General features: G+C 78.6%; 2 protein-coding genes and 1 pseudogene. All 3 read left to right on the plus strand.

The window, feature by feature from the left end; all coding sequences use genetic code 11:
* The first annotated feature begins 95 nt into the window (after nt 1-95).
* Complete coding sequence (locus ABD160_RS27545) at nt 96-404, plus strand: WhiB family transcriptional regulator (RefSeq protein ID WP_344027651.1); 309 nt, start codon at nt 96-98, stop codon at nt 402-404.
* A gap of 33 nt (nt 405-437) precedes the next feature.
* Nucleotides 438-1,328 carry a MerR family transcriptional regulator gene (locus ABD160_RS27550; protein ID WP_344027654.1) on the plus strand — a complete coding sequence of 297 codons (891 nt, stop codon included), beginning with the start codon at nt 438-440 and terminating at the stop codon, nt 1,326-1,328.
* A 217-nt stretch (nt 1,329-1,545) separates the two neighbouring features.
* A pseudogene (locus tag ABD160_RS27555) lies at nt 1,546-3,213 on the plus strand (hypothetical protein); the annotation flags it as partial.

Genomic DNA, 3,213 nt, shown 5'->3' on the forward strand with positions numbered 1-3,213 from the left:
GCCGTCGCCGGCGGCCCGCCCGGTCCGGACGGGCCGGGCGGGATCAGGGACCTTTACCGACGCGACGACGCCGCCCGGGCGGCCACGCTGACCGCATGCCAGCAGCCCAGGCCGATCCGGCCCTCGTCGTCCGTCGTGATGGTGCCGGTCGGGACACCGGCCCGGCCACGTCGTCCGAGCCGTTCCGGTCGTGGCGCCGGGAGGCGTCGTGCCGCGCCATGGGGTGCGAGGTGTTCTTCCCGCCGGACGACGAACCGGGACGCGAGCGGGCGGCCAAGGCCATCTGTGCCGGGTGCCCGGTGCGCCTGCCGTGCGCCGTGCACGCCCTGGTGAACCGCGAGGCGCACGGGGTGTGGGGCGGGCTCTCGCCCACCGACCGCGAACGGCTGAGCAGCCACCTCTGACCGGTGCCGGACCGCTAGACGGAAGGAACGATCGTGGCCTGGAGTACACGTGAGCTCGCCGAACTCGCCGGCACCACGGCGCGGGCGGTGCGCCACTACCACGACGTCGGGCTGCTGCCGGAGCCGGAACGCCGGGGCAACGGCTACAAGGAGTACGGCGTCACCCACCTCGTGCGGACGCTGCGGATCAAGCGGCTGGCCGATCTCGGGTTCAGCCTGACCCAGATCGCCGAGCTGGGCGACGCCGACCAGCATCCCCGCGAGGCGCTCCGCGCGCTGGACGCCCAGCTCACCCGGACCCTGGAACGGGTGCACCGGGCGCGCGTCGAGGTCCGGCAGATCCTGCAGCTGTGCGCGCCCACCGATCTGCCGCCCGCGCTGGCGGCCAGGATCGCCGACGCCGATCTGTCCGCGGCCGACCGGTCCCTGGTGGTGGTGATGAGCCGGGTGCTCGATCCGGCCGTCGTCGTCGCCCTGGTCGACACGCTGCAGAAGCTCCCCGGCAGCCCGGCGACGTCGGGCTTCGACGGGCTGCCCGCCGACGCCGACGAGGCGATCCGCCAGGAGATCGCCGACCGCCTGCTCTCCCGGATCAGGAGGGTGCTGGCGATGGTCCCCGGGCTGTGGAGCGCTGTCACGGGACCGACCGCGGCCGCCCGCGCGGTCCGGGAGGCCGTGCTCGACCTCTACAACCCGGCCCAGCTCGACGTCCTGTGCCGGATCGGGCGCAGGCTGCGGGCCGGGCCGGAACCGGCGGGGCGGGCCCTCGGGGTGGCTGCGCTCGACGACGGCGCGGCGGCCGGCGCGGACCGGCTCGGTGAACCCTGGGCCCGGTGGGGCCGCGGGATCGCCGGGACCGGAACCGGGCGGACGGCGCAGCACCGCCGGGACCCGGTCGCGGGGGTCGCCGGCGGCTCGGCCTAGTGCGACGGGCCGGGCCGGGGGGCAGCAGCGGGTCGCACGGCACCGCATCCGGGTCGGCTGCGCGCGTCGGCCCGGACGGGACGGCCGGTGTTCCCCGGCGCGTCCGAACGGGTCGGCGGGCGGGGCCGAACGATGCCGACGACCGGCCCTGCGACCGCGTTCCGTAACCGGCGCGCGGCCGAATCGTTGAATCGGCACGGCAACCGAGGGGGGCGTCGTGCCAGGACCGAGATGGGACCCGGACGAGGGCCGCTGGCTGCTCGACGACGAGCGGGCTCCGGCGCCACGACGCGGCCGGCGCCGGTCGACCGAGGTCATCGACCCGCCGGACGATGGAGCCGGGCCGCCGGCCGGGCATCGCTCGCCCGACGAGCTCGCCGCCGGGGTCGTCTTCGCGCCGGACCGGGGGGCCGCGGCCGGGCCTGCGCCGCTGCGCGACCGCCGACCGGAGCCGGCCGGCGAGGCGTCCGCACCACCGAAGTTGATCACTGAGCGTCACGGTTCCGGGTCGATGGACGAGGCCCGGGACGACGACGGCCCACGGCGCGGGCGGCGCCGCGCGCCGGAGCCGTCCGACGCGACCCCGCCCCACCCGCGGTTGCCGCACCGTCCGGGGACGCGCGGCCGGCGCGCGGCCGACGTGGTGCCGCCGGGGGACGACCGCCCGGCGGGCGCCCACCGCGGCGGGCGCCGCCGCGCCGAGGACCCGACCCCGCCCACCGCGGAGGTCCCCGTCCGCGGGCGGAACGGCGGCTCCGGCCAGGACCCGCTCGACCGGGTGGTCCATCCGGCGGGTCGGCGCGGCCGGGCCCGCCGCGGGGAGGACGGCGACTCGCCGGTGCCGTGGGAGGCCCACGGGTACCCCGCCCGTCGGGCGCCCGGGCGTGCGCGGACCGGGTCGGCCCGCTTCGAGGCCGACGATGCGGTGGACACCGGCCGGGGCGTGCCCGGGCGGCGCGCCGGTCGCCGGGGTGGGCCGGGCGAACGTGGCCACGACACCGCCGCCGGTCGCGGCGGGCCCGGTGGCTGGCCGGTCGGGCCCGGTGGCGGCTCCGCTGCTTCCGGCGACGGTCCGGTCGAGCGTGGCCATGACCTGGCTGAGCGCGGCTATGACCTGGCCGGGCGTGGCTACGAGCCGGCCGAGCGCGGCTATGACCTGGCGGAGTCTGGCTATGACCTGGCCGGGCGCGGTCACGAGCCGGGCGAACACGGATATGGGCCGGCGGAGCACGGCCACGAGCCGGCCGAGCACGGTTACGGGTCGGCGGAGCACGGCCACGAGCCGGCCGAGCACGGCTACGGGCCGGCCGAGCGCGGCTACGCCCTCACCGGGCGTGGATCCGGTCGGGCCGGCCCCGGTGACCGCTGGGCCGAGCCCGGGTACGACCCGGCCGGTCCCGGCGGCCACGACCCGGCCGAACGTGGCTTCGGTCCGGCCGGCCCCGCTGCGCCCGCTTACCCGCCGGCCGGTCCTGATGACGGCTGGGCCGAGCCCGGCGACGGCTGGGACGACGACGATCCGGCCGACCCCGGTGACGGCTGGGCCGGCCGTGGTGACGGCGCCCCCGGTATCGACTCGCCGGGCGCCGTTCACGACGCCGACGGCTACGGCTGGGCCGACCCGGACTACGAGCCCGCCGCTCCCGCCGGTCCCGCCGGCACCGCCGGGTTCGGTGCCCTCGGTGGCGGACCGGCCCACGCCCGCCCGGCCGGTCCCGCATCCGGGGCTCCCGGCCACGACCCCGATCGCGACCCGGGCGATCCGGTCCGGCCCCCGTCCGGCTACGGCGCGCCTGCCCACCGGCGCGACGCGTACGACCCCTGGTACGACCCCGGGCCCGCCACCGACAGCACCGACAGCACCGACGCCACCACCGGTGTCGGC

The sequence above is a fragment of the Pseudonocardia kongjuensis genome, from assembly GCF_039526905.1.
In the GTDB taxonomy this organism is placed as follows: Bacteria; Actinomycetota; Actinomycetes; order Mycobacteriales; family Pseudonocardiaceae; genus Pseudonocardia; species Pseudonocardia kongjuensis.

Excerpts from the sequence above, each read along its gene's own strand:
- ABD160_RS27545 (WP_344027651.1), top strand. The coding sequence starts at position 96 with ATGCCAGCAGCCCAGGCCGATCCGGCCCTCGTCGTCCGTCGTGATGGT.